Annotated in this window: 26 protein-coding genes and 1 other RNA gene; 4 read left to right on the top strand and 23 right to left on the bottom strand. The window is 46.1% G+C overall.

From position 1 onward, the window contains the following. Position 1 precedes the first annotated feature (1 nt). From ACXADP_RS10405 to ACXADP_RS10385, 5 genes are all read right to left on the bottom strand, one after another. A complete protein-coding gene (locus tag ACXADP_RS10405) occupies positions 2-283 on the bottom strand; it encodes a DUF6123 family protein (protein WP_474968651.1) in 282 nt (93 codons plus the stop codon). Positions 284-455: 172 nt separating this feature from the next. Beyond that, on the bottom strand, positions 456-596 hold the full coding sequence (locus tag ACXADP_RS10400) for a hypothetical protein (protein ID WP_474971396.1): 141 nt from the start codon (positions 594-596) through the stop codon (positions 456-458). Positions 597-686: 90 nt separating this feature from the next. Beyond that, the gene (locus ACXADP_RS10395) at positions 687-1,196 is read right to left on the bottom strand and encodes an isoprenylcysteine carboxyl methyltransferase family protein (RefSeq protein WP_474971395.1); all 510 of its coding nucleotides are present in this window, start codon (positions 1,194-1,196) and stop codon (positions 687-689) included. Next, the gene (locus ACXADP_RS10390; RefSeq protein WP_474971394.1) at positions 1,197-2,276 is read right to left on the bottom strand and encodes a type III polyketide synthase; all 1,080 of its coding nucleotides are present in this window, start codon (positions 2,274-2,276) and stop codon (positions 1,197-1,199) included. Positions 2,277-2,446: 170 nt separating this feature from the next. Next, positions 2,447-3,214 carry an SDR family NAD(P)-dependent oxidoreductase gene (locus tag ACXADP_RS10385; RefSeq protein ID WP_474968655.1) on the bottom strand — a complete coding sequence of 256 codons (768 nt, stop codon included), beginning with the start codon at positions 3,212-3,214 and terminating at the stop codon, positions 2,447-2,449. 120 nt (positions 3,215-3,334) lie between these two features. Here ACXADP_RS10385 and ACXADP_RS10380 point away from each other — a divergent pair, with 120 nt between their 5' ends. Next, entirely contained in the window at positions 3,335-3,883 is a 549-nt protein-coding gene (locus ACXADP_RS10380; RefSeq protein ID WP_474968656.1) for a hypothetical protein, read from the top strand. Positions 3,884-3,924: 41 nt separating this feature from the next. Here ACXADP_RS10380 and ACXADP_RS10375 read toward each other — a convergent pair whose 3' ends face one another. The 7 genes from ACXADP_RS10375 to ACXADP_RS10345 all read right to left on the bottom strand — a co-directional run bounded on the left by ACXADP_RS10375 (position 3,925) and on the right by ACXADP_RS10345 (position 9,552). Further along, a complete protein-coding gene (locus ACXADP_RS10375) occupies positions 3,925-5,424 on the bottom strand; it encodes a carboxypeptidase M32 (protein ID WP_474971393.1) in 1,500 nt (499 codons plus the stop codon). 122 nt (positions 5,425-5,546) lie between these two features. After that, positions 5,547-6,701, bottom strand: coding sequence for a THUMP domain-containing class I SAM-dependent RNA methyltransferase (locus tag ACXADP_RS10370; protein ID WP_474968658.1), 1,155 nt, complete (start codon positions 6,699-6,701; stop codon positions 5,547-5,549). 110 nt (positions 6,702-6,811) lie between these two features. Further along, positions 6,812-7,189: RNase P RNA component class B (gene rnpB / locus ACXADP_RS10365), an RNA gene on the bottom strand. A gap of 94 nt (positions 7,190-7,283) precedes the next feature. Then, positions 7,284-7,595 (bottom strand): cell division regulator GpsB, encoded by a 312-nt coding sequence (gpsB, locus tag ACXADP_RS10360; RefSeq protein ID WP_281658065.1) that lies wholly within the window; start codon positions 7,593-7,595, stop codon positions 7,284-7,286. An 80-nt stretch (positions 7,596-7,675) separates the two neighbouring features. Further along, on the bottom strand, positions 7,676-8,242 hold the full coding sequence (locus ACXADP_RS10355) for an SLOG family protein (RefSeq protein WP_474968659.1): 567 nt from the start codon (positions 8,240-8,242) through the stop codon (positions 7,676-7,678). 94 nt (positions 8,243-8,336) lie between these two features. Beyond that, positions 8,337-8,897: a CotD family spore coat protein gene (locus ACXADP_RS10350; RefSeq protein ID WP_474968660.1), complete on the bottom strand. Its 561-nt coding sequence runs from the start codon at positions 8,895-8,897 to the stop codon at positions 8,337-8,339. A gap of 253 nt (positions 8,898-9,150) precedes the next feature. Beyond that, the gene (locus ACXADP_RS10345; protein WP_027954381.1) at positions 9,151-9,552 is read right to left on the bottom strand and encodes a cytidine deaminase; all 402 of its coding nucleotides are present in this window, start codon (positions 9,550-9,552) and stop codon (positions 9,151-9,153) included. A 167-nt stretch (positions 9,553-9,719) separates the two neighbouring features. On the opposite strand from ACXADP_RS10345, the gene ACXADP_RS10340 reads away from it, so the two are divergent. Beyond that, positions 9,720-12,785 (top strand): efflux RND transporter permease subunit, encoded by a 3,066-nt coding sequence (locus ACXADP_RS10340; RefSeq protein ID WP_474971392.1) that lies wholly within the window; start codon positions 9,720-9,722, stop codon positions 12,783-12,785. Between the two features lie 47 nt (positions 12,786-12,832). Here the strand turns inward: ACXADP_RS10340 and ACXADP_RS10335 are convergent, their stop codons facing one another. Both ACXADP_RS10335 and ACXADP_RS10330 read right to left on the bottom strand, forming a co-directional pair. Further along, on the bottom strand, positions 12,833-13,195 hold the full coding sequence (locus tag ACXADP_RS10335; RefSeq protein WP_474968662.1) for a DUF1798 family protein: 363 nt from the start codon (positions 13,193-13,195) through the stop codon (positions 12,833-12,835). A gap of 53 nt (positions 13,196-13,248) precedes the next feature. Next, positions 13,249-13,515 carry a hypothetical protein gene (locus ACXADP_RS10330; protein WP_474968663.1) on the bottom strand — a complete coding sequence of 89 codons (267 nt, stop codon included), beginning with the start codon at positions 13,513-13,515 and terminating at the stop codon, positions 13,249-13,251. Between the two features lie 491 nt (positions 13,516-14,006). On the opposite strand from ACXADP_RS10330, the gene recU reads away from it, so the two are divergent. Next, entirely contained in the window at positions 14,007-14,597 is a 591-nt protein-coding gene (recU, locus tag ACXADP_RS10325; RefSeq protein ID WP_474968664.1) for a Holliday junction resolvase RecU, read from the top strand. A gap of 17 nt (positions 14,598-14,614) precedes the next feature. After that, positions 14,615-17,299 (top strand): PBP1A family penicillin-binding protein, encoded by a 2,685-nt coding sequence (locus ACXADP_RS10320; RefSeq protein ID WP_474971391.1) that lies wholly within the window; start codon positions 14,615-14,617, stop codon positions 17,297-17,299. Between the two features lie 35 nt (positions 17,300-17,334). Here ACXADP_RS10320 and nth read toward each other — a convergent pair whose 3' ends face one another. The 9 genes from nth to panC form a co-directional block, all read right to left on the bottom strand. Further along, positions 17,335-17,994, bottom strand: coding sequence for an endonuclease III (nth, locus tag ACXADP_RS10315; protein WP_474971390.1), 660 nt, complete (start codon positions 17,992-17,994; stop codon positions 17,335-17,337). Positions 17,995-18,003: 9 nt separating this feature from the next. Next, on the bottom strand, positions 18,004-18,699 hold the full coding sequence (locus ACXADP_RS10310) for a DnaD domain-containing protein (RefSeq protein ID WP_474968667.1): 696 nt from the start codon (positions 18,697-18,699) through the stop codon (positions 18,004-18,006). A gap of 93 nt (positions 18,700-18,792) precedes the next feature. After that, positions 18,793-20,085 (bottom strand): asparagine--tRNA ligase, encoded by a 1,293-nt coding sequence (asnS, locus tag ACXADP_RS10305; protein ID WP_474968668.1) that lies wholly within the window; start codon positions 20,083-20,085, stop codon positions 18,793-18,795. A 21-nt stretch (positions 20,086-20,106) separates the two neighbouring features. Next, the gene (locus tag ACXADP_RS10300; RefSeq protein WP_474971389.1) at positions 20,107-21,291 is read right to left on the bottom strand and encodes a pyridoxal phosphate-dependent aminotransferase; all 1,185 of its coding nucleotides are present in this window, start codon (positions 21,289-21,291) and stop codon (positions 20,107-20,109) included. Between the two features lie 12 nt (positions 21,292-21,303). Continuing rightward, positions 21,304-21,831, bottom strand: coding sequence for a cell wall elongation regulator TseB-like domain-containing protein (locus tag ACXADP_RS10295; RefSeq protein WP_474971388.1), 528 nt, complete (start codon positions 21,829-21,831; stop codon positions 21,304-21,306). Next, entirely contained in the window at positions 21,794-21,964 is a 171-nt protein-coding gene (locus tag ACXADP_RS10290) for a YpmA family protein (RefSeq protein ID WP_084163023.1), read from the bottom strand. The genes ACXADP_RS10295 and ACXADP_RS10290 overlap by 38 nt, the downstream gene beginning before the upstream one ends. A gap of 72 nt (positions 21,965-22,036) precedes the next feature. Further along, a complete protein-coding gene (dinG, locus tag ACXADP_RS10285) occupies positions 22,037-24,844 on the bottom strand; it encodes an ATP-dependent DNA helicase DinG (protein WP_474971387.1) in 2,808 nt (935 codons plus the stop codon). An 80-nt stretch (positions 24,845-24,924) separates the two neighbouring features. Then, a complete protein-coding gene (gene panD / locus ACXADP_RS10280; RefSeq protein ID WP_474968672.1) occupies positions 24,925-25,317 on the bottom strand; it encodes an aspartate 1-decarboxylase in 393 nt (130 codons plus the stop codon). A gap of 19 nt (positions 25,318-25,336) precedes the next feature. Continuing rightward, complete coding sequence (gene panC / locus ACXADP_RS10275; RefSeq protein WP_474968673.1) at positions 25,337-26,203, bottom strand: pantoate--beta-alanine ligase; 867 nt, start codon at positions 26,201-26,203, stop codon at positions 25,337-25,339. Positions 26,204-26,205: the final 2 nt, after the last annotated feature.

Below are 26,205 nucleotides of genomic sequence, written 5' to 3'. Positions count from 1 at the left end.
GTTATGACTTCTTTAAAGCCAGCTTCTGCTCCACCACTTCATAGGCCCGGCGCTTGTTTGTAATCGATGCGTCTGCAATAAGTTCCAGAACACTGATAAAGAAGCTGGCGTCAAAGGACTGCTGTGCTTTCAGTGTCGTCCGGACGGCAATAATGGTTTTCCATTCAGCTGCATTCGTCGAATTTTTACCAAAGTAAATAAACTGTACATCCTCATCACTCAGTTTAAAGCCTCTGCTCCATAGATCCTCAAGAAAATAAGCCAAGTCATGTTTTCGATTCATAGGACGCTCCTTCGTGCATAGATCGTTGAAACCTTCACGTTCGCGAAAGAGTGCAAAACCACTCTTTCTGTCCGCCCCCATTATAGCATCTTTATTCGACAAATCTCTTCTCTCTCTGCTTCTTTTTCAAAAATAAAGCCAGGTCCCAGGGCCTGGCGGAGATGGATGTTTCCTATTTTTTTCTCGTTTCCTCGAGGGATGCACGTTTTTGTAATTTCAATCGGTCGATGGCAGGAGCAGCCCCGACATGAGCTGTTATATAGACCATAAGCACACTGTACACCATCATCACAGCAAGAAGAAGCAGAACCATCATCTGCACACCTTTCTAATTGAAAATGATTTTCATTTCTATTTAGAAATTATAGCAGAGCTTCGGCAGGTCCGCAACGGAAAATCCCTCCTATACCCGCTCCTTCAGCGCTTTTTCTTCTTCCGGGATCCGGACCGTTAAAACCATGAGATGAAGAAAAGGAAAAACAAGGGCAGTCGCATAAGCATGAAACAATACAGGAATCACCAGCAGCTCAAAAAATACAATCACATAATTAGGATGCTTCATATATTTATATAATCCACGGCTGATCGGTTTTTCCTCAGGAAGAACGAGAATCCTTGTGTTCCACCTTTTGCCAAGCGTAGAAATGCACCATATTCTCATCCCTTGGAGAACTATAAAAAGAAAAAAGGCGGGATAGAAGATTGGTTGAAACACAAAAGTAGTAAACGTGTATTCTGCTATGATGGACAGAAAAAACAGGGCATGCAGAAGGATGAACAGATAATAGTGATTACTTCCCCATTCTTTCGCACCTTGAGAAAGCATCCATTTCCGATTTCTTGCTGCCAGAATAAGTTCACCCAAGCGCTGAAAAATAATCAGCGAAAAGATCAGCCACAACAGCATCTCCATCTATACCCACTCCAAACTGATAATTTCTGAACTAAAGCCAGGCCCGAGAGATGTCATCAACGAACGCGTGCCCGTTTCAGGCCGCTGATCCATGATATGCTCCAGGACAAAATGGACGGTTGGTGAGGACATGTTTCCATGCTGCGCCAATACGTGTTTGGAGGAAATCAGCACAGAATCCTCCAGATGGAGAACTTCCTTATACGCCTCCAGTACTTTCTTCCCTCCGGGGTGAGCGACGATAAATGGAAGCCCGCTGACATCCCATTGGTGTTCATTCAATACTTCACGTACATGGACACTCCAGAAATCCTTCACTAACCGTGGAATACTTTTTTTGAATATCACTTCAAAGCCATTGTCCACAACACGCCATCCCATTACATCTTCACTATTCCGTTTTGTTTTGGAGCTGGCACTAATTATCGAAGGAACCGCTTCTTGAACCTGATTGTTCATTTTCCATGTATCACCTGAAACAAGCACGGCAGAAGCACCGTCTCCGAATAATGCTGTTCCTACAAAGTTGCTTGTTTTTGCATCATCCAATTGAAATGTCAAACTGCAGAGCTCCACACAAACCACCAGCACGCAGCTATCCGGATGTCCCAGCAGCCATTCATAAGCTTTTGCTACTCCACTCGTTCCACCTGCACAGCCAAGACCAAAAAGCGGGGTTCGTTTCACACTTTCTTTAAGATGCAGTTCATTCATTATGTAGGCATCGAGGGTTGGAGTGGCAATTCCTGTTGATGAGACAAAAATGACGTGATCGATGGTTCCATAGTCAAAATCTCCTCCAAACACCTTTCCTACACAATTTTTCACTGCTTTTAAACTGTACTGGAGAGCTTTATCGACGTACAAGTCATTTCTTTCCTTTAATCCGTGCTGTTTTTTATACCAATCCAATGGCTGCGCAAACTGTCGTTCATGTACTTCCGCATGTTCAAAGATGGGAAGCAGTCGTTTCATTTCGTGAGGTTTCATGGGAAACAGTTCTTTTACGAGATGCTGGACATCTGTTTGAGGACAGGGATATTCCGCACGGGCCGTTCCTGCAGCAATAATGTAAGGCATTGTCATCCTCCTTTTTCTTACTATGTGTAAAAAAAGGAGATTTATGTTTGTATCGATTTCTTCTTATTGATGGTTTTTTCTTTTTTTATAGTTCGGAGTTGCTACTAAGTTTTAAGTTAGAGTTATAAAGCATAGATTGCGCCATGGATGATAGCTGTTTTGTTCGTTTTTTAGAAACCGTAAATGGTCATGCCTCCATCTACAAGGAGTGTCTGTCCTGTCATATAATTGCCGGCATCTGAAGCAAGAAATACGGCTGCGCCGCTGAGTTCTTCCAGCTTCCCTATCCTGTTTAACGGCGTCCGTGCGAGAATTTCTTTCACATACTCCTCATCCTGAAGCAGCTTCTCTGTCAGGGAGGTTGGAAAATACCAAGGCCCGATTGCGTTCACATTGATGTTGTGCTTCCCCCATTCAAGGGCAAGATTCTTAGTCATCTGAATGAGTGCACTTTTCGTCATGGCATAAACCACACCAGTACGAAGAGCGGTGTGCCCTCCCACAGAAGAGATGTTAATAATCTTACCTGCCCTGTTATCCATCATGATCCGTCCGGCATATTGAGAAAGAAAGAAGGCGCTTTTCATATTGGTATTGATGATCTGGTCCCATTCCGATTCGGAGACGGAGGCAGCTTCACTCCGGATATTCATGCCGGCGTTATTCACCCAGATGTCAATGGGTCGCCCCTGCCTTATGTTCTCGACTTTTTCAATGATAAGGTCATAATGATTAATGTCTTCTACTATTGGAAAAGCCCGCTGCCCCAGTTCCTCTACGTCATCCTTCACTTGGTCAAGCTCCCGGCTGTTTCTGGCAATGATGATGACGTCTGCACCGGATTCAGCAAAGGCCAGTGTAATGGCCCTTCCGATCCCTTTCGTTCCTCCCGTGACAACAGCTAAGCGGTGATCCAGTCTGAAATTTGGCAGATACATAGGTTATCCTCCTGTTTATTCGATGAATTTTCAGTATATTGTAACATTTTTGCTAATTCTTTACATTTTCCTCCTGCTTTTTTACAATAAACGTTGTAACTACATAAGGGGGTCATAACTTTGAAAAAATGGTTGATTGCTCTCGGTGTAACTTCGGCATTGATAACAGCCGGTTGCAGCGGAGACACAGAAGAAAGCAGTGATTCAGAAGGACAAAACGAAGAAACGGCTGAAACTGAAGAAGATAACAGCCAGGATCTTAAACAATCACTGATGGATGCCCAGATGGAATTGACCGATACATTTAAACCGCACCAGCAGAAAATTTCCGCCTATCAAGCAGCGGCTGCTGAGGAAGAGCCGGATACAGAAACCATTACATCAGCAGGCGAAGAAGCGAAAACAGCTGCTGGTGAAGCAGCGGCTGCTGCTTCAGACTACACAATAGAAACCGAACTTCCTGATGAAACGAAAACAAAAATCCAGGAAGCCATGCCTTCTCTTCAGGCCTACTACGAGGAAGTAGAAAAAGCATTGGATGAAAACATAGAAGAAGCCGACTTCTCAGCTGCCGATGAAAAAGCAGCGGAATTCAATGAGCAGTTTGGTCAGATTCTAAAAGATGCAGGCTTCCCAGCTGCCCCGGATTTAATTGGTGAAATGTCATAATGATAAGATACCCAGCTGCATGCAGCTGGGTATCTTTTTAATTACTTGGATAACTTATAGATGTTCTGGTATTTTTCAGTGACGTACGTAATGAGGTAATCGGGGTTCAACCCTTCTCCTGTCACATCCTGGATAATTTCAAGCGGCTTCTTCATTTTTCCATACTTGTGAATGTTCACCGTCAACCACTCCTGAATCGGTTTGAAATTCCCTTTTTCCATACATTCATTCACATCAATATCTTTCCTCATCGCCGCGTTTATCTGGGCTGCGTACATATAGCCGAGAGCGTAGGAAGGAAAGTAACCGAAATCTCCCCCTGACCAGTGGATATCCTGCAGCACTCCCTCACCGTCGTTGGAAGGGATGATGCCAAGGTAGTCCTCCATCTTCCTATTCCATAACTCAGGAAGATCCTTCACTTCAATTTCCCCGCCGATCAAGGCTTTCTCCAGCTCATAGCGGACCATAATATGAAGGCAGTAGGTCAGCTCATCCGCTTCAATCCGTATGAATGACGGCTTCACTTCATTTACAGCTTTATAAAAGTCACTTAAAGGAAGCTCCTTAAAGCTTTCGGGTGCATAGTTCTTGAAGACAGGGTAATGGTTTTTCCAGAAGCTTTCACTTCTTGCGATAAAGTTCTCCCAGAAAAGGGACTGGAATTCATGGATTCCCATGCTTGTCCCATCCGCCAGAGGAGTGAAGGCCAAGTCTTTTGAAATGTTCTGCTCATACAAAGCGTGCCCCCCTTCATGAATGGTCCCGAATACAGCGGTCCGAAAATCTTTCTCATCATATTTCGTCGTTACCCGCACATCCTTCTGGTTCAATCCGATTGCAAATGGATGGATGGTTTCATCCAGACGTCCCGCCTCAAAATCATAGCCCATCCGCTTCAAAATCTCCTCACTGAAGGCTGCCTGCTGATCTTTAGGAAAATGTCCCTCCAGAACCGATGGGTCGGGTTTATTATCAGAAGCTTGAATATCAGAAAGCAGACCTGTCAACGCTTCTCTTACCTTAGGAAAAACCTCATCAAGAATCCGGACGGTCATGCCAGGCTCATAACTGTGCAGGAGCGCGTCATATTTATGCTCTTCATATCCCCAATATTCAGCAAAGCGTCGCTTATAGTCCACCAGTTCTTCTAAATAGGGCTGGAATAAGGCAAAGTCATTGTTGTCCTTTGCTTCCGCCCAGACCGCTTCCGCCCGGCTCTGCAGTGTCACGTATTCCCTGTATTCTTCTGCCGGGATTTTCACCGTGCGAAGGTACGTTTCTTCCGCTTCCTCGACTGCTCTCTCCATCAGCCGACTGGATGTCCGCCCCTTCAATTCACTGATCATCGTTTTCATATGATCAGAGGTCTGGATTTCATGCACTTTGGAAGAAAGGACTCCAATCACCTCTGAACGTCCTTCTATCCCTTTTTTCGGTGCTTTCGTCCGCATATCCCAGGCCATTAACCCAATAGCTTCTTCATAGGACGCCTGTTCCTTCAGCAGAGCTTGAAATTCCTTCTCTGTATGACTGCTCACTATACCCTCTCCTTTTTACATCATCGTTATGTAGCTGCCTTTTCATTATAGCAGTCTTTCTCTTTACACACAGGAATAGAAAAAGACCGCCCGGTCATCCGGACGGTCTTCTCCTTCACTCTTTAAAACTCTTTGGCTGTCTGTTTTTTCTTCTTCCCGAAATATTGATAATAGTCCGTCTTGATATATCCATTGAAGAGCTTCCTCTTCTTTGTAGCGGACTGGCCGTACAGCTTTTCGAATCCTTCGTGGGACGTCAGGATGTAAACGCTCCATGATGGATAATCACGCATGATCGTACCAAGATCTCTGTACATCTGCTCCACTTCTTCACGGTCACCGATCCGCTCCCCGTAAGGTGGGTTGGATACAATATATCCCCCATCATGCTTCGGCTTCAAATCATTCATCTGCATCTGCTTCCACGACACAAGCTCACCAAGTCCCGCTTCCATCGCATTTTTTCTGGCGATTTCAATCATTTTCGGATCAAGGTCTGACCCTGTAATGTCGAGAGGCTGATCATAATCGGCGGCATCCTCCGCTTCCTGAAAGGCATCATCCCAGGCTTTTTGAGGAATGAATCCCCAGCCTTCCGATGCAAATTCGCGATTAAACCCTGGTGCAATATTCTGCCCGATCAAAGCGGCTTCGATCGCGATGGTTCCAGAACCGCAGAAAGGATCGACAAACGGCTTGTCCGGATGCCAGTTCGTAATCTGAACGAGTGCTGCGGCCATTGTCTCCTTCAACGGGGCTTCCCCCTGTCCCACTCTATATCCGCGCTTATGGAGACCTGAACCGGATGTATCGATTGTAAGAAGGGCTTCATCTTTATGAATGGCCACTTCCACTCTGTAAAAGGAGCCGGTTTCCTTCAGCCACGAGGCCACTCCATGCTTTTTCTTCAACCGTTCCACAATCGCTTTTTTAACAATCGCCTGACAATCCGGAACACTGTACAGTTTCGATTTAACCGATTTTCCTACAACGGGGAATTCACCGTCTTCTTCAATGAACGTTTCCCATGGCAGGGCTTTCGTTTCTTCAAACAATTGATCAAAGCTTGTCGCTTTGAACCGGCCGACCAGCAGTTTAACCCGGTCTGCTGTCCGAAGCCACAAATTCGTACGCGGAATGGCTGACACATCGGCTTTGAAAAGGACACGTCCATTTTCCACTTCCACATCCTCATACCCGAGCGCTTTCACTTCTTTACTGACGATTGACTCCAGGCCCATCGCCGCTGTCGCAATTAACGTTACTTTTCCCGCCATATTTTCTCCCTGCCTTTCCATTTACATATGAAAGTCAAAATAAAAACCCTTCTAAAAAGCATAGGGCTTTCCAGAAGGGTAGCTTATACATAATGAACGACCTTTGAATACTCTGTAAGCCATGTTCTGTTCCATCGTACTGCCAGCGGTGGTCAGCCTCGTACTCCGGTGGCAATCATCTATCTGCCGTAAAACGGCCTTTTCTCCGGTTCGTTTCCCTTCAAAAAGTGCCCCTACCTAAATTTGGGTTGCTCGCTCGCGGGGTTTACCTCGTTCCACCCGGCATATTTCTATACCGGCTCCGTCACTGTGGCACTTTCAAGGTAGTCATTCCCTATCCTTAGACGTAGGAATTTTCCCTGCCGTAAGTTCAAAAGAACTCCCCTGACTTATGATTTCGTCAGGCACGAACACTACAGACATCTCAGTACTGTGCGAGCATGGACTTTCCTCTGCACAGTCAAGCTGCGCAGCGATTACCCGAGTATTCAAATGTATGTTGTCATCTGTTTCATTTACGCTTTAATGACGCACTGATAGAGTATACCAGAATCCTTCGCTTTTGTCATGTGGATTTTTTTGTCATTCTTCGGCGTATTTGTTTCCGAACACAGCTTTTTCCAGATTGGAGACCCGCTTCAGAATGTCGTAATTGACCTGCGGTGTGCTGCCTGTGTTCTGCTTCTGCCTGGAAGCCGTCTCTCTTGAGGACATTTTCTTCAAACGTTCATTTTCGTGTTGGAGGCGTTCAATCTCCTGCTGGAAGCGGTCATAGTCCTGAATAATTAAGTCCAGATACTCATCCACTTCTTCCTGGTTGTACCCCCGCATGGATGTTTTAAAGTCTTTTTCCAGTATATCCTTACCTGTCAAATGATACTCTTCTAAGTTCATTCTTTTCACCTCTGTTCCACACATTACCTACATTTTTTCAAATGGAGACCCAATTGTCAATTTCATTTTTGTATAAAAAATCACTGACTCCAAAAATCCGGATCAGCCATCCGCATTTCCTCAACGGTTTCCTCCAAATCAAACGGGGTAATATATAGAATCTGATAATTTCCTTTTTCCACAGCTTTTTCCGCCATATTTAGAAAGAAGCGTGGACTGCCCTCGGTCTCTTCATTATATAAAACGAGGCAGGCATCCGAGTGTTCAATAAGAAACTGATCTCTGGCCTTGAACTGATACGGTCCTTCATACCCCTTATTATAAACAGGTTGGAAAAAATCAGCCGTCATCGTAACTTCCTCATAAATCATCTGCAGATCTTCCGGCCAGCGCTCCTGCTGGTTCTCAAAAGGAGGAATGATGCCGAGGTTGACCGCATAATCTTCATCCTTCAGGTCAAGAACGACTTCAGCGGTCCAGAGTTCCACACCCATCTGCCCGGAAACAAGCACCCATTCAAGACCTTCATCGATATATGTAATCAGACGCCTTTTGATGGTTTCCTTTATAAAGGAGACTTTATCATCCTGTTGTTTGAATATCCCTATTTCCATAGGTTTGTAACCGGTAACCACTAACGTTCTCACAGACGCACCGCCTTTCATTTGTTCCTTGATTTCTCTATTTTACCCATGTTTAAGACAAAAAGAAAATAAGCCACTGGTGTGGTGGCTTATTGATTTACTCTCCGAATCCCGGACCCATCATCGGCATCTGGCCGCTCATCCCAGGCATCTGCCCCTGGTTCATCATCGGCATCTGGCCGTTCATTCCAGGCATCTGACCTTGATTCATCATCGGCATCTGGCCGTTCATCCCAGGCATCTGGCCTTGGTTCATCATCGGCATCTGGCCGTTCATTCCGTTCATTCCCGGCATCTGGTTCATTGGCATTTGTCCGTTCATATCTGCCATTTCGCCTTCTTCCATATCTCCCATAGGGCCCGCACCCTGCTGGTTCATGTTTTCCATCCAATTATAGTCTGGAGAAGACCCTTGAGGGTAGGCAAATTCCTGCGTTTGGAAATTGTTTTGTTCGGAAACCATGTATGGGAAGTAATGGTTATTGTTCAACAAGTGGTTATTTCTTACGAGAATGTGTGTCGGGTGAATGTAATCCTGATTTTCACAGAAAAAATTGTCTACAACACAATGTTGGACCGGACATACAATTGGACAGCGGTTGCTGCACTGTGACATCGGTCCACAGCCGCACGAGTCATGCATTGAATGGTGATGCATTCTCCTTCACTCCTTGTTCTGTTATTCCTTATCAGCGTATGTCATAAACGGGAAGGATGTACTAGGCGAAATCATCATATCTCCCGCTCCTTCTGCTTGTACACCAATAATTAGAAAGAAGAACAAGCTTCTTTTGAACGGTAAAAAGCCCACGTAAATCGCTGACTCACATGCCGATATCCAAAGAATGTCAGCGAATACATAAAAGAAAGACTGCCGTAATTTCGACAGTCTTTCTCGTCATTCAAATCCATTACTCTTCCGGAAGATCAGAAGGCGCAAAGGAAAACGGCAGGATTTCATCCATCGTAAATGTTTTGGAATCACCGTTTAAATTGGTTGTATAAATCGCTACTGAGGAATCGAAAAATTCACTCATCACCTGGCGGCAGGATCCACAAGGAGGTACAGGCCTTCCTGTGTCAGCCGCTACAGCAAGAGACTTGAACTTTTTATGTCCATCGGAAATGGCTTTGAATATAGCGACGCGCTCTGCACATAAGGACACCGGATACGCGGCATTTTCAATATTACACCCTGTATACAGGCTGCCGTCTTCTGTAATGAGCGCTGCTCCTACAGGAAATTTGGAATAAGGTGTGTAAGCCGTACCTCTGGCTTCAACGGCATGTTTCATCAATTGTTTTTGTTCCAACGTCATCCCTCCCTATTAGTGGGAAGGTCATTATATATGAATGAAAAACAAAAGTAAAGCGATTTCAATAGAGGAAACCCGGCACATTGAGCAGGTTGATATTTGACACATGTGTCGGAAAAAAGCGTATACTGGAGAAGCACATAAAGAATAAGGGAGGAAAGCACATGAAGACACTATTACAATACAACAAGATTGTATGGGTATTTATTTTACTATTATTGTTTACAGGTATCTTCACGTACCTGCAGCTTCCCAAACGGGAAATTCCTGAAATTAACGTGAACGTCGCTTCCATTTCCACGGTTTACCCTGGAGCCACGCCCCAGGAAGTGGAAAGTACCATTATCAACCCTCTTGAAGAGGAATTATCTTCGCTTGAAGGTGTGGACGAACTCACTTCCGCCTCTACATCAGGTTTCGGGTCTGTAACAGCGTCCCTGGCAGGCGGGGCCTCTGTAGATACGGTGAATTCTCAAATCAGACAAGCCGTATCCGATGTTTCCCGCGGGTTCCCTGATGAGGTTCAGGAACCTGAAGTCAATACAGACACGACTATGTCTGCTGTCGCTTCCTATAACCTGACTGCTGATGAACAGGAAAGTCTGTATGACCTGCGCAGTGACATAAAGGTGTGGGAAGAAAAACTCACCTCCATCACAGGGGTCCAGTCGATTTTGGTCAAAGGGCTGCCGGACGAGCAGTTGACCGTTTCACTAGACAATGAATTCCTCGAGGAAAACCAGCTCACACCTGTGGCTGTCATTCAAAAACTCCAGCAGGAAATCAGTCCTTCCGCTATTGGAACAGAGGAAACCAATGGTGAAATTAAGCAGCTGCTGTTTCAAAAGTACGAAAGTGCAGAGGAACTGGGCGGGTTAAATATAGGCACCAGCCCTGACGGATCCCCTCTTTCCTTATCCGATGCAGGGGAAACGACAATCACAGACAAAGCATTGGAAGATCGTATTATCTATAAAGGAAAGCCGGCTCTTTCTGTAACGATTCTCGCTGAAGAAGGAGTCAACATATCCGCACTGCAGGAACAGATCACCGGACAGGTCAAAGAATTGAGCGGGGATCTGCCTGAAAACATAGAAGTCGAACAATTTTATACCCAAAGTACCGTTATTGAAGAAGTGTTTACGAACTTAATCACTTCCTTTGGAATATCGCTGCTTGCTGTTATCGTAATCATGGTCCTGGGTCTGCCTCTATCATCGGCCGTTCTGGTCGCCCTGGCTATACCTGTTTCCATCATAATCGGCTTGATTCCGCTTCCGTATGTAGGCGTTGACCTTAACCAGATTTCCATCATCGGCATGATCATAGCCATCGGTATACTGGTTGATGACGCCATCGTGGTCAACGATAATATACAACGCAGGTTTCAACTGGGAGACGGTCCTCTTGAAGGAACGGTACGAGGAGTAAGAGAAGTAGGAAAATCCATAGTGACCTCTACATTAATGATCATTTTCAGTTTCTTTCCGCTCATGTTCCTTTCAGGGACTAACGGCGATTTCATTCGAGCGCTTCCTTCTGTATTGATTTTTACAATCACCGCTTCCACCATCATCGCACTCACACTGATTCCAACGGTCCAGTATGCGAGGAAACGGAAAACCAAACAAAAGAAAAAATCTAAAACAGGCTTGCTGGGCGGGCTTTTCGACCGGCTTGAGCGTGTCTATGCCGGCCGTCTGCTTCCTAAAACGACGAAACGGCCATGGGTGACGGCTGGATCCGGAATCGTGATCTGCATCCTGCTTGCCCTGCTTGCCGTTAAAATTCCATTTGAATTTTTCCCGGCTGCCGACAGACCTGAAGTGACTATCAATGTGGAAAATCCGAAAGGAACAACGCTTGAGGACACAGAAACAACCCTGCAGGATATGGTACGCTTTATCGAGGATTCGGAGGAACCCGTAACGGAAACAGCCACTTACGCAGGTACAGGCCTTCCGAATCTGTTCAGCTCCGGACTCCAGCAGACTGGAGAAAATACCGGACAGGTGCTCATCCGGGTGGACAGGGAAGAAACAAGCGCTTCCGCTTTTATTGAAAAATGGGAGGAACCGCTTCGCAATGAGTTTCCAGATGCGGAAATATTCCTGGAGACCATCGTATCAGGTCCGCCGCCTTCTCCACCTGTTCAAGTGAAGATTCAAGGCCCGGATATCAATCAGTTGTTTGAAACGGCTGAGCAGGCTGAGCAAGAGTTTGCCTCTATTGAGGAATCCGAAATTGTAACCATCAACGCCGATAAAAATCAGCCGTTTGTTGAATATATCCCTGACAGAGCTCTGCTTGCTGAGAATGGCATTGCCGTTGATACCGTTGTATCCCAGCTTCAGCTGGCCAATTCAGGCGCACCGCTGGGTACATTCGACAATGGTGTCACACGCCTTCCTCTCCAAGTCATCCTGGATGATGGCAGCGAAGAAGGAGCAGTTCTTGAAGAACTCCGCGTAGCTGCTTCAAACAGTGAAAACGGGCCGCCTGAAACGTTTACACTGGATGAAGTAGTCTCTGTTGAGGAAACGGAAGGCATCGGAGTCATCCCTCACTTAAACGGAGAACGCACATTAACGATCGAAGCCTATCCACAGGAAGGTTCCGAGGATGAATTTTCCAGTAAAGCTGAAGAAGTGACCGCCTCCATTAAAGAGAACCTGCCTGAAGGTTATTCTCTTGTAGAAACCGGACAGAATGACGCGCAGACGGAATTCTTCATTGAAGTATCCAAGTTATTTGTAATCGTTCTGTTCCTGATCTATTTAACCATTGCCGTTCAATTCAACTCCCTGTTTATGCCGCTGCTGATTACTGGAACGGTATTCCTCGCTGTCACGGGTGCCATTGTAGGACTATTCGTTTCAGGTGAACCACTCAGCTTCCTGGCTGTTCTGGGTATCGTATCCTTGTCCGGCATAGTCGTTCGAAATTCCGTCATTCTGGTGGAATTCATTGAGCAGAATCTCGGCTCCTATGCGACGACAACAGAAGCCGTCATTGAAGCAGGACGTGCTAGAATCCGTCCCATTGTCCTGACTTCCCTGACATCCATCGCTGCATTAACACCGATCATCTTTTCCGGCGATGTCTTATTCAGGCCATTAGCTGTATCGATCGTTTCCGGGCTTGCTTTTTCCACAATACTCACATTACTGCTCGTTCCTTCGTTCTATTTGATTTTCGCAAAAGTGACGAAAAGGGAAAAGCGGGCCTAACAAATAAAACCGGAGCTGACTTCATCAGCTCCGGTTTTATTATTTTCTTACGATGACCTTTTTTCGATATCACTCAAAATCATATCCAGCACATAATGGGATGACTGATATAATTCCTTGAACCGTTTGCGATCCACATCCAGGTAATAGCTGTGGAGAATGATCATCTCAATATTTTCATGTGTCGATTTCACCTGATTCGGGTGAACGGACGATTCTCTATTTTTCACAAACTGCTCCGCTTCCTCCATCCATTGATGGTTGACCTCGAACATCGGTTTCGTTTTTTCCTTCACATGTTCGAAGAAATCCCGGTTGTTTCTGTCCACAGGTCCATCTGTCTGGAGAAAGCGTTTATGCTGTTGATCGATCAAGGATTTCAATTCCAGTGTATATTCTTTTAACGACATCCTCCCACACCTTTCCTTTCTACTCTATCATGCGGGCAGGGATGGCATCAATTTTATCCGACAGACCTTTTCTTAGCCTGCTGCGCGATTCTTCCCATGTAAGCCTGGCGTTTTTCTTTTTTCATATGCCTCAACTCACCCTGCAGGTTCAAAACCTCTTCCTTTAAATCATCCACTTCTTTCCGGTGGGCGACCGTCATGGAGAAAACAATTTCATCCGCTTTCAAGGACATTCTTCTTTCAAGGAGTGAGAATTTTTCCTGCAGCTGAAAAAGCTGACGCTCAAATTCCTCAGGCGTGACGACAATCGGCTTGGTCATGGGCATCTCCCCCTTTATTGGATACATAACAAATTCTCTTCCCCATGCATATCTCCTTTAGGAATGACAAGACTAGAACTAAAGCAACAAAACAAGTCAAAACCATCATTACCTTCGACATTAAAGGAGGAGTACACATGGCAGGAAAAAAAGATAAGAAGAAGAAAAAACCGGTGAAAGCCGAGACTGACAATCCTAAGCTGGCGGGAGAAAACCGACCGGCCACATAAGGATGATGCTGCTGCTATTTCTTTTAGCAGCAGTTTTTTTATCCTCACAAACGTAAAGGGATTTTCGAAGGACTATATATACAGGTTTAACATGTCTGTTCATAGGGAAATTTCCCTGGTGCTGAATCTTTCTGTGTCGGAATTGTGACAAAATGAAACTTTCCTCTGGTTCAAACGTCTATAAGAATTGAACCATTAGTATATATGCGTGGAGCGTAAATTTTGGTATGATACTCTCATGGCTACAGGGAGGGAAAAACATTGAATTATCCCAACGGGAGACGCAGCCCAAGCCGTCATGCTGCTCCCCAAGGAAAGACAAAACCAGAATTCAGCAACAGAGGAATGACCCTTGAAGAAGACATTAATTTAACGAATGAATATTATCTGCAGGCCGGAACGGCGGTCATCCACAAAAAACCGACACCCGTACAGATCGTTCAGGTGGATTACCCAAAGCGCAGTGCGGCCGTTATTAAGGAAGCTTATTTTAAACAGGCGTCCACGACAGACTATAATGGTGTCTATCGTGGCAGGTACATTGATTTTGAGGCAAAAGAGACGAAGAATAAAACGTCTTTTCCACTCAGTAATGTCCATCAGCATCAGGTGGATCATATGAAAGCCGTGGAAAAACACGGGGGCATCAGCTTTTTCATTATTAAATTCACACCCAGGGATGAGGTCTACCTTCTACCCTCTTCGACGCTGTTCGCCTATTGGGATGATCAGCAGAACGGAGGTCGGAAATCGATCCCCTACAACAGTATTGACAAGGAAGGTTTTCGTATTCCTTTTCGTTACCAGGCCCGGATTGATTACGCCGGGGTTTTGGATAAGCTTTATTTCTGAAATGGAGGATATGTAACATGGCAAACGATAGCCAGTCGCGTACAGCACGACGAAAACAAATGAAATCATCGAAAAAAACTAAAGGAACATCAAAGTTCAAAAAAATCTTTATGACCCTGTTAACCATAGGAATCGTTCTGATGATCGGTGTCGGTGCATTATTTACTTATTATGCTGTTTCCGCCCCCGCTCTGGATGAAGAGAAATTATCCGATCCTTTTTCTTCGAAAGTGTATGACGATGACGGTGAGCTTATTGCTGATCTCGCAGGAGATGAAAGGCGTACAAAAATTACGTACGATGATATTCCTGCGGTCATGGAAGATGCGGTGCTGGCAACGGAAGATGTCCGCTTTTACGATCATATCGGTATTGACTTCCAAAGAATCGGCGGGGCCATTCTAGCCAACATCACAGGCGGATTTGGTGCCGAGGGTGCCAGTACAATTACCCAGCAGGTTGTCAAGGAGTCCTTCCTGACAACAGAAAAAACGATTAAGCGAAAAGTTCAGGAACAGTATCTGGCCATTAAACTCGACCAGGAATATTCCAAGGAAGAAATTCTGGAGATGTACCTGAACAAGATCTATTACGGCGCAGGTGCCTACGGGGTAGCAGAAGCCGCAGAAACGTATTTCGGTAAAAAAGACCTGAATGAACTAACTCTGCCGGAAGCCGCTTTGCTTGCCGGTCTGCCCCAGCGTCCAAGTGGATACATGCCTTTTGAGAACCCGGATCTTGCCAAAGACAGGATGAATACCGTCTTGAGCCTGATGGTCCAGCACGGGAAAATCACAGAAGCCGAGGCTGATGAAGCGAGAAATGTTGAAATTGAGGACATGCTGGTCGAAAGACAACAGGAAGAAGCGACTCCCTACCAGGCCTTCATTGACAAAGTAGCCAAGGAAGTTGAAGAAAAAATGGATGGCGCCGATATTTACAAAGACGGATTGAACATTTATACAACCTTGGACACGGATACACAGGATTATGTCCAGCAGCTCCTCAGCGATGAAGGCGGTATTTCCTGGCCCGACGATGAACTGGAAACCGGTCTTGCTGTAACGGATACCCAGACAGGTGCTGTCAAAGCCATCGGTGGAGGACGGAACTATCAGAAAGAAGGCTTCAACTTTGCAACGGACATCAACCGTCAGCCCGGCTCCACTTTCAAGCCGATTGCTGCTTACGGGCCGGCGGTTGAATACAATAAAATTTCCACCTATCATCAGCTCAATGATGAACAAACAGACTTTGGTGACTGGTCGCCGAATAACTTTGACAATCAGTTTAGAGGCTGGGTTTCTGCCCGCTATGCCTTAAGCCGCTCATTGAACATCCCTACCATTAAACTTCTGCAGGAAGTCGGCGTGGATAAGGCTCAGGACTTTGCCGAAGGACTCGGCGTTGACTTTGGAGAAGAAGGCATGTCCTTGAACGATGCCATTGGAGGAGGATCGACAGGAATGAACCCTCTCCAGATGGCAGGCGCTTATGCGGCCTTTGGCAATGAAGGCGTCTACGTGGAGCCTTACACTGTTGAAAGTGTTGAAATTCCCGGAGAAGGTACGATTGACTTAAAACCTGAACCGTCTTCAGCTATGAGCAGTGCCACCGCTTATATGGTATCCAACATGCTGCAGACCACGATGAGTGAAGGTTCAGGTACGTCCGCCAACGTGCCCAGCCTTCCAGAAGCCGGGAAAACAGGAACCACGAACATTGGAGATGTAGCCAACAACTCATGGTTCAGCGGTTATACGACGAATTATTCCATCTCCATCTGGACGGGGTACGGAGAAGATAACTCCCGTGGACTGTCAGATGCAGCTAGAAATATTCCTAAACAGATATTTAAACCTTTGATGACCCAGATTTCTCAAGGTAAGGATACGGCTGACTTTACGAAACCTGATTCCGTATCCTGGGTGGATGTTGAGGAAGGATCCAATCCCGCCCGCCTTCCGAGTGATTACACCCCGGAAAGCCGGATCGTTACAGAGCTCTTTCATGTAGACAATCAGCCTTCCAAAGTGTCACAGGTATTCCAGAAGCTTGACCCTGTTGAAGGGTTGTCCGGTCAATTCAATGAAGAGTCATCGACGATTGATTTGAACTGGAATTATGGCAGTACTGATGGCGTAACTTTCCGTATCGCTGCATCCATTAACGGCAGTGAAAGCAGACAGCTTACAACGACGAAGGATACCAGCGTGGAAATTACCAGCATCGACCCTGCTGCCACCTATGAATTTTCCGTCGTTGCCATCAGCGATAACGAAGAAGCTGAAAACAGCGATCCTGCCACTGTCCGTGTTCAGACACCTGGTTCTATCGGAGATGAAGAACCGGAAGAAGAACCGGAGGAAACCGAAGAAACGGAAGAAACCGAAGAAAATAGTGATGAAGAACCACCTTCTGAAGAGCAGGAACCAGCAGAAGAAACCGAAGAAGCTGATGAAAACTCCGATGGAGAAGAAGGAAACGGGGAGGGAAGTGAAACTCCTCCTGAAGAAGAACAGGAGAACAATCAAGAGAACGAAAACAACGAGCAGAATAACGAAGATAACAGCAATTCGGACACTGATAATGGAAATTCCGGAGAAAATTCTGGTGAAGGAGGCGGCTCAGAAGAGCAGCCTCCTCAGGAAGAAAATGATACAGAGCTGCAGCAAAATGAAGAAGATGAAGAAGAAGAGTAAAAAATACCCGTACGCTTTTATGCGTACGGGTATTTTCATCCGTTTTTTTCTTTCTTTTTCATTCTCTTCTGCCCCTCCCTGCAAAGGGAAAGCAGTGAACATTCTTCACAGTTGGGACGCTGGGCTTTGCAGTGATAGCGCCCGAAAAAGATCATCCGGTGATGCGTGACGCTCCACTCCTCTACCGGGACTTTCCGCATCAATGTTTTTTCTACTTCAAGGACGGAATCCTTCCAGCGGCAGATGCCAAGCCGCTTGGAAACACGTTCCACGTGTGTGTCCACGGCGATGGCTGGTTCATCAAAAGCGACCGAGGCAACAACATTTGCCGTTTTCCTCCCCACCCCGGCGAGGCTTTCCAGCTGTTCTTTTGTGGGGGGAACTTCGCCGTCATACTTTTCAAGCAGGGTCTCCGACAACTTTTTAATATTTTTGGCTTTGTTACGGAATAGTCCAATCCGCTTGATGTCATTCTGGAGTTCTTCCAGCGGTACGTTCACATAATCTTCCGGACTTTTATATTTGGCAAATAAATCCGGAGTCACTTTGTTCACCAGCGCATCCGTCGCCTGAGCGGACAAGACGACAGCTACAAGAAGTTCAAATGGATTGGTGTGGTTTAATTCACATTCAGCCTCCGGATACATCGATTCGAAAATATCCAAGCAGTAACGAATTTGTGATTTATTTAACATGAGCCTTTTTTATGAATCCTCCTCCAGCCAGTTGTAATAGAGAGAAATATCCCTCTTTTTTCTTTCCTGATTCTGTGTCCGCTGAGCGGGCTGGCCCTGACGGAACTGTTTCCCCTGCTCTCTGGCCTGCTCCACCGTGCGGATCCCTTTTTTCTTCCATTCCCTCAGGATACGGTCGATGTATTTGAAATTAAGCTTGCTCATCAATACAGCTTCTCTTAAAGCAGCTTTAATTAAAGCTGGCGACTGTTCTTCCTCATCCAGCCAGATGTTGATCGTTTCAATCTCAAATGGTGACAAAGGTCTGCCGAATTCCTGTTCAAATAATGGAAAGATGTTATCATCATAATTCGTTTCCTTTTGCGGACGCGCCTTGTTCACGGTGAACAGTTTCTCCCATAATGGTTCAAGAGAATAACGCTCATTGAGGACCTGATGTTCGTTATGGTTCTGCTCAATGGTCATCAATCGTTTTTGAATAAGGCTGCGCAGAACTTTTGAACAGTCCTGGCTTGTGATAGATAAATGCTCTGCGATTTGTTCAGGTGTCGGAAAATCATTTCCTTCTGTTCCGAACCTGTGAATCTGCAGCAGGACAACCAATTCGGTTTCATCCATATTCAACTGGTGATAATGCATCAGCAGCTGTTTGGGAACGACTATTTGGTTATCAAGGATGTCTTGAAAGCTTTGGTATTTTCCCAAATGAATTCCTCCGTTCCTATACTTGCTCATAGAATGAAAAACACCGATAAGCCGTAGGCTTAACATCGGTGTTTTTCTCTGCCGTCTATTTTATCATGGATACAGGCGGTTAAGCAGACGTGGGAATGGAATCGTTTCACGCACGTGTTCGACACCTGCGATCCAGGCGACTGTCCGTTCTAAGCCCAGTCCAAAACCTGAGTGAGGCACGCTGCCATACTCACGAAGCTGCAGGTACCATTTATAGGCATCTCCGGAAAGGCCGTGTTCTTCATAACGCTGTTTCATCAGCTCAAGATCATCAATACGCTGGGATCCACCGATGATTTCGCCATACCCTTCAGGAGCGATCATGTCTGCGCATAATACTACTTCCGGACGTTCCGGATCCGGCTTCATGTAAAATGCTTTGATTTCTGCCGGGTAATTGGTGATGAACACCGGTTTGTCATAAGCTTCGGCAATAGCCGTTTCATGCGGTGCACCGAAGTCTTCTCCCCACTCAATGTCATCAAATCCTTTTTCCTTCAACAGCGTCACGGCATCATCGTAGCTGATTCTAGGGAACGGTGCCTTGATTTTTTCCAGTTTTTCTGTGTCACGGCCGAGTGTATCGAGCTCGATTCTGCAGTTGTCCAATACTGACTGGACCACATGGCTGACATACTGTTCCTGAACTTCCAGGCTGTCCTCGTGATCCATAAAGGCCATCTCCGGCTCAATCATCCAAAACTCAATCAAGTGACGACGTGTTTTAGATTTTTCCGCACGGAACGTTGGTCCAAAACTGAAAACGCGTCCGAATGCCATCGCTGCCGCTTCCATATAAAGCTGTCCACTTTGAGAGAGATAGGCATCCTCTTCGAAATACTTCGTATGGAACAGTTCCGTGGATCCTTCTGCTGAGGAACCGGTCAGGATTGGTGGATCAATTTTTGCATAGCCGTTTGTATTGAAAAATTCATAAGTTGCACGGATAATTTCGTTCCGCACTTTCATAACCGCATGCTGACGTTTGGAACGGAGCCACAGGTGGCGGTGATCCATAAGAAATTCTGTTCCGTGTTCCTTTGGCGTAATCGGGTAGTCGACGGCTTCCTGAATTACTTCAAACCCTGTCACCTGCATTTCATAGCCGAGGGGGGACCTTGTATCCTCTGCAATGACACCGGTCACATAAAGAGAGGTTTCCTGGGTAAGTCCTTTGGCCTCCTGGAACTTTTCTTCGCCGATGTCCGCTTTAACGACGATCCCCTGCATGAATCCTGTACCGTCACGGAGCTGCAGGAACGCGATCTTTCCGCTGGACCGCTTATTACTTAACCAGCCACCAATGGTGACTTCTTTTCCAATTTGTTTTGCTGCTTCTGAAATCGTTGTTTTCACACGAATACCTCCAACACTGCTTTATGATTGATGTTTCTCGACGAACCGCTTGATCCGTCCGGCTGCTTCCTCCAGCTGCTCCAGGGAGGTTGCATAAGAAAGCCTTACGTTCTCAGGACTTCCAAAACCGGATCCGGGAACCAGAGCGATTTTTTCTTCATCCAATAGTGCTTTCACCATGTCGTCAACAGATGAAAATCCGCATAGGGAAGCGGTCTCCTGAACGTTCGGGAACAAGTAGAAGGCACCGGAAGGTTTGGCACATTTCACTCCAGGAATCTCCAGAAGGAGCTCATGAAGAACGTCCAGCCTTTCCTTGAATGCTTTTTTCATTTCCACTACTTTTTCTTCTGAGCCTTTATAGGCGGCAAGTGCCGCATACTGGGCAATAGAAGTTGGATTTGATGTGGAATGGGAAGCCATATTGGTCATTCCTTTTATAATCTCTTTTGGACCCGCTGCGAATCCGATTCTCCATCCTGTCATAGAATGGGATTTGGATACCCCATTGATGATCACTGTCTGATTGTATAACTCATCAGATAGCTGCGCAATGGAAACATGCTTTTCTTCGGTATAAATCAATTTTTCATAAATTTCATCCGACACGATTAACAACCCGTGTTCAAGACAGATTTCTCCAAGAGCTTTCAGTTCCTCTTCAGAATACATCATACCTGTCGGATTGCTCGGTGAATTGATAATCACCGCTTTGGTTTGATCGGTAATGGACGCTCTCAACTGCTCTGGAGTCAATTTAAAGTGATTGGCTTCTTCAGCCGGCACAATGACCGGATTCCCCTGTGCCAGTTTGATTTGTTCCGGATAGCTCACCCAGTAAGGAGCAGGAACGATCACTTCGTCCCCTGGATTCAAAATAACCTGGAAGAGCGTAAACAGGGCGTGTTTGGCTCCTGTTGTTACAATGATTTGTTCGTTGGAATACGTCAGCGCCTGATCGCGCTTCAATTTATCGGTGATGCTTACTTTCAATTCAGGAATTCCACCCGCTGGTGTGTATTTGGTCAATCCATCATCCATGGCTTTTTTTGCAGCGTCCAGAATATAAGAAGGCGTATTGAAGTCCGGTTCTCCCGCTCCAAGTCCGATGACATCGTGTCCTTCTGCCTTCAACGCTTTCGCCTTGGCTGTAATCGCTAATGTAGTGGATGGTGTTAATGATTGTACACGTTCTGCTAACTTCATGAACCTCACTCCTTAATTGTTTTGTCGGAACGCAAACCTCTGATCAAAGGATTCTCCACTTAATGTAAAATAATCAAGTACATATCTGCCCTGCTCATCAGTATAAACGAGCTCATAGACAGGCTGTTCCTCTTCGTATCCGTAGGAGACATCCTTGAAACGGCAGTCCGGACAATTCGAGGACCACCGGCTGATCAGTTGTTCTTCTGAGAGAACTTCAGCTTGATTCACATCGGTCAAAACCGTGTCGACTGCTTCATTGATGAAAACGAGCGAGGCTTCTCCGTCTGACGCTTCCCCTTTTACGACGAACACTTCTGTTTCCCCGTTGTACGTTTCAACCTGATCCACGGCCGTCATATTCGTTTTCTGCAAGGCAAAAGCTGCGGCCTGTTCATGCCCTGCGGTTCTGTCCTGATTAATTTGTGTATACATCCAGATGAAAAAAATAAGTAAAAGAAGAACAAGTCCAGCGAGAATTCCGCCGCCCCATTTGACCCACTTAGGTACGGTATATGGTGAAGACTGCGGTTTCAGCATCGTCATCATCCAGCGCCATTCCAAACATTAGGTTATCTTCTTTCAATGTGCGATTCAATGTGTCTACCACTTTATAGAGGTCATCTGTCTTTTTAATTTTAACTGTAGATAACGTTTCTATTTTGTTTTCCATCGTTTCTTCCTCCCTTTACCAGGCCTGTGCCCGATTGTAATTATAACAGCTCTTTCCGCACCAGGGTATCGGTTACAGCCAGTTTTCAATCCGGTCCATTAGTTTTTTTGTCGAATCATAAACGACCGGTATATCAGGAAGGGATGATAAGAAATACTTCCCATACTTCGATTCCATCAGACGCTGATCACACACGATGACAACGCCTCGGTCACTGCTGCTTCTAATCAGCCGCCCGAACCCCTGTTTAAATCGGATGATTGCCTGCGGAAGGGACTTTTCCATAAACGCATTTTTCCCTTCCTGCTTCAGACGTTGATCGATCGACTTCTGCACAGGTTGATCCGGGGGTGCGAAAGGCAGCCGCACCATCATGAGACAAGACAAGTCATCCCCTGGAATATCCACACCTTCCCAGAAGGAACTCGTCCCGAGAAGGATGGCCTGATCGAATGCCTGGAAATTCTTTTTCAAACGGTCTCTGCTTCCGCTCGAAATCCCTTGTGCAAAAATCATAAATTCTTCAGGGTCTATGAATTCCTTTAAGAGACTGTATGTCCGGCGGAGCATATCATAAGAAGTGAAGAGCACCATCATCCGTCCGTTTGTGACATGTGCTGTTGAATAAATCGCTTCACTCAAAGCTTCAATAAATGTATCGGGATCGGTTTTAATATCAGGAAAGTCATCCGGTACCAACAGCTGCACCTGTTCGTGGAAAGGATATGGAGAAGGAATCGACGTCTCGATGACATCAGGTTCATCTCCAAGACCCAGCGATTCACGGATGTACTTGAAAGAATCTCCGGTTGTAAGCGTGGCACTGGTCAGTACGACGCTCTTCTTCTGATTGAACAACCGTTCCTTCAAAATGCCGGGAGTGTTCAATGGTTCGCTGTACAAGTAAATCGAATTGGCTGCCCCTTCCCCTTCAATTTCAATCCAGCGGACACTCTCTTCATCCTGACTATCAAAATAGTTGATCAACTGATGCCGGATATCCAGACAGACTTCCTTTTGCGTGTGGATTCTCGAAAGAAGGATAGGAATGCCATGGTCTTCTTTTAATGTAAGAAGAATCTGCAGTTCATTCTGCATGGACGTCAACTGCTCGGTTATGACAAACACCGCAGACAAAAAGCGGTTCGACATTTCCTTCGCACTCTGCATGAACGAAGCGGACCGTTCTTTTTCCAGAGTCATCTGTGTCCGCCCTACATCACTTCTGCCTCTGTTTGAATTTCTTTGCTTTTTCACATGCTGGTAAATGTACCTGGAAAACTGGCTGAGTTCTTCCTTAGCTTCATCCACGGCCTTTTGGAGTTTGTTCAGGTGACTGTAAAAGGACTGCGGGACAGGCCATCCCTTATACAGACTTTTCTGGGCAAGTTCCGTCGTCTGCGTTAAATACCTCTGGAGATCCCTGTAGTTCATCCGCAGGCCGAAATACCTTCCGGCTACGGCTTCCAGGTGATGGGCCTCATCCACAACGGCACGATCATAGGAAGGCAGGGATGTTTCTTCTTTGATGATATCCAGACAGAACAGAGCATGGTTTGTAATGATGATATCAGCCTCTTCCGCTCTTCTCAACGCCCACTGGAAAAAGGAATCATCCGTATACCCGAGCTGTTCCGTTTTAGAGGACTGCTCGGCTGAAACCTTATGCCAGAATTGACGGCCGTTCGAAGGAAGCTGAACTTCATCAATATCACCGGTTCGTGTTTTAGTGAGCCAGACGAGAAGCATAGCTTTCGTCAGAGCTGTATCATAATTATCCTGATAGCTGCGCTCAAGCTCATATTGAAAGTGAATCAAACTGATGTAATGACCTTTACCTTTGTATAAAACGGCACGGATTGGTCTTGGAAACATACGTTCAATTTTCGGAATTTCTTCTTCCAGAAGCTGTTTCTGCAGGCTGTTGGTATGTGTCGTTATTAAAATACGCTCATCATTTTTCACCGCATGATAGACCGCAGGAAGAAGGTAGGCGGCGGACTTCCCGGTACCGGCCCCTGCTTCGATCACAGCGTGACGGTTCTCTTCCAGAGCCTTGTGGACATGGGAGGTCATTTCCTGCTGTCCCTTCCGGATTTCATATTCCGGAACCATTGATTTCAGACCGTTCTCCCCTTCATATACCTCTTTGTTCCACTGCTCAAAAGGTGGAAAGATTGAGGAAGAAGCGGAACGCACCTCATCCGGGCGGCGGCTCCGGACAGCTATACCGTACAAAATTTCGATATCGGTGTCTTTTTGATTCCGATACCTCGCTTCCTCTACCGCAGACTCGAAAAAGGACCTCAGGTCACTTTTCAGTTTTGCCTCGATTTTCAGTAGCTGGGATAGTGTCCTTTCCGGAAGGGCCTGCATCTGTTTCAGCAGATACTGCAGCAAATCAGCAGTCACCTGGGCATCTGAGAGCGCTCTATGCGGGCGGTCATGGCCCATGTCCAGCTTTTCAGCCAGATGTCCGAGTTTAAAAGCAGAGGAAGTCGGAAGCATGATCCTGGCCAGTTCTACTGTATCAATGATGGGATTATGTAAGCGTGGAAATCCGCATCTCTGCAGTTCATCATTTAGGAAACCAAGATCAAATTCAATGTTATGCGCCACGATATAAGCATCTTTGAATAATGGATGAATGTCCCCAGCTATTTCTGAAAACAATGGCGCATCCATGACATCCTCTTCATCAATCCCGGTCAGAGACGTAATAAAAGGTGGAATTTCTCTTTCCGGATAGATCAAAGAAGAGAATTCACGAATCACGGAACCTGCTTCATTCATTAGAACGATTCCGATTTCAATGATCCGGTCTCCTTTAGGTGATGCGTTTCCTGTTGTTTCTAAATCTACGATTGCAAATGTTGTCATGTTACCCCTACTTTCACCACAAAAAGGAAGGACCCTGCCTTCACGGACAGGCACAGATCCTCTTCTCATGCTTTAAGCTTTCAATAAAGTGGAAGCGTTGATAAAGGCGGCTCTTCCTCTATCATTTCCACCACCTGATTCTGTTCATTCATGAGAGCAATTTTTGGACGGAATTCCCCAAGCTCTTCCTCACTGAGCATGGCATAGGCTACGATGATTACGATATCACCCGGCTGCACGAGACGGGCGGCTGCTCCGTTCAGGCAGACGACGCCACTGCCTCTTTCTCCGGCTATCACATAGGTCTCCAGCCGGGCACCATTATTATTGTTGACGACCTGGACTTTTTCGTGGGGAAGAATCCCCGCCTGATCCAGAATATCCTGATCTATCGTAATGCTTCCCACATAGTTTAAATTCGCTTCCGTAACACGGGCGCGATGAATTTTTGATTTCATCATCGTTCGAAACATCTTGTTTCCTCCCTGTGCCTCACCCTGTTGTTATCTTTCCATTCCGGTCAAAAACCACATTATCAATCAGCCGGGCCTTTTCATAGAAAACGGCAGCGGCCAGAATAACAGGCCTGTCTATGACGTCCACAGATGTCAATTCAGGATAAGATAGTAATTCAATATAGTCTATTCTACCACGAGTTCTGCTTTCGAGAAACTTTGTAACCGATTCTATGATTCGGGCGGGGCTCCTCTCCCCATCCTCCACCATCCGCCTTCCTGCCTGCAGCGATTCCTGAATCGCCGGGGCCTCATCTCTTTCCCCTGCTGTGAGGTGAACGTTACGACTGCTCTTGGCAAGGCCGTCTTCCTCACGCACTGTAGCTACAGGGACGAGTTGGATATCATAATTGAAGTCGTTGATCAGCGCATCAACGACAGCCACCTGCTGAGCATCCTTCATCCCGAAATACGCTTGATCGGGCATCACGATGTTGAATAATTTAGTCAAAACCGCGGCCACCCCGTCAAAGTGTCCGGGCCGGCTTTTTCCACACAGCACATCCGTCCTTTTCGTGACAGACAGCTGAATCGACATAGGCTCCGGATACATCATGGCTGTGGTTGGGAAAAATAAAACATCCACGCCGTGTTCTTCCGCTAGGTTTCTGTCCCGTTCTTCATCGCGGGGATATGTATCCAGATCTTCTCCAGCTCCAAACTGCAGGGGATTGACGAAAATGCTGAGGATAACTATGTCATTTTCGCTCCGGGCGGTCTCGATCAACTTCAGATGTCCTTCATGAAGGTAACCCATCGTTGGAACAAACCCCACGGTCCGGCCTTCCTTTTTCACCTGTTTTACATGCTGCTGTACATCTCTAATGTTACCAAATACTTTCATTC

It is taken from the genome of Halobacillus sp. AWH4_228, from assembly GCF_056158365.1.
The sequence above is the reverse complement of the archived record's forward strand: the minus strand, read 5'-3'. Positions and strand labels throughout refer to the sequence as shown.